This window comes from Shewanella sp. UCD-FRSSP16_17, from assembly GCF_001675935.1.
GTDB classification, from domain to species: Bacteria; Pseudomonadota; Gammaproteobacteria; order Enterobacterales; family Shewanellaceae; genus Shewanella; species Shewanella japonica.
Genome location: NZ_LZFV01000044.1, coordinates 1 through 617, shown reverse-complemented (window position 1 = coordinate 617; position 617 = coordinate 1). Strand labels below are relative to the sequence as shown.

At 58.7% G+C, this 617-nt stretch carries 1 protein-coding gene; it reads left to right on the top strand.

Annotated elements, in window-relative coordinates; all coding sequences use genetic code 11:
• On the top strand, nt 1-617 hold a 617-nt coding region (locus A9267_RS17055), incomplete at both ends, for a transporter (RefSeq protein WP_065110081.1).

Below are 617 nucleotides of genomic sequence, written 5' to 3'. Positions count from 1 at the left end.
CATCCAGTTTATCCAGCCTTACGCCGACGTTTCGGCGTCATTCGACAACGCCCAGTTTTTCAGCGGTACCAAGCGCAACGGTGGTATGGGCGACACGCAGATTGTGTTCGCCCATAACATCTTCGGTGGCCCGGCACTGACCGCCGAGGAGTTCGCCAGCTGGAAACCCGAGACGTTCCTCACCGGCGCGCTGTGGGTGACCATGCCCACCGGTGACTACGATAAAGACCGCATCATCAACATCGGCTCCAACCGCTGGGTGTTCAAGCCCGAACTGGGCTTCGGCACCCCGATTGGCCCGACCTGGCTGGAAATCAACACCTACGTGTCGCTGTTCGGCGACAACAAGGATTACCACGGCGATAGCAAGCTGGAACAAAAGCCGCTGTATGCCATCGAGGGTCACTACAGCTACACCATCAACCGCGCACTCTGGGTCTCGCTGGACGCCACCTACAACCGCGGCGGCGAAAGCAAGATTGATGGCGATTGGCAAGACAACAAACAGGAAAACGGCCTGCTGGGCGCCAGCCTGGGTTTTATGTTGTCACCCCAGTTTGGCGGCCTGATCGCCTATAACGACACGGTCTCCGAACGCACCGGTTCACCCGATGTGA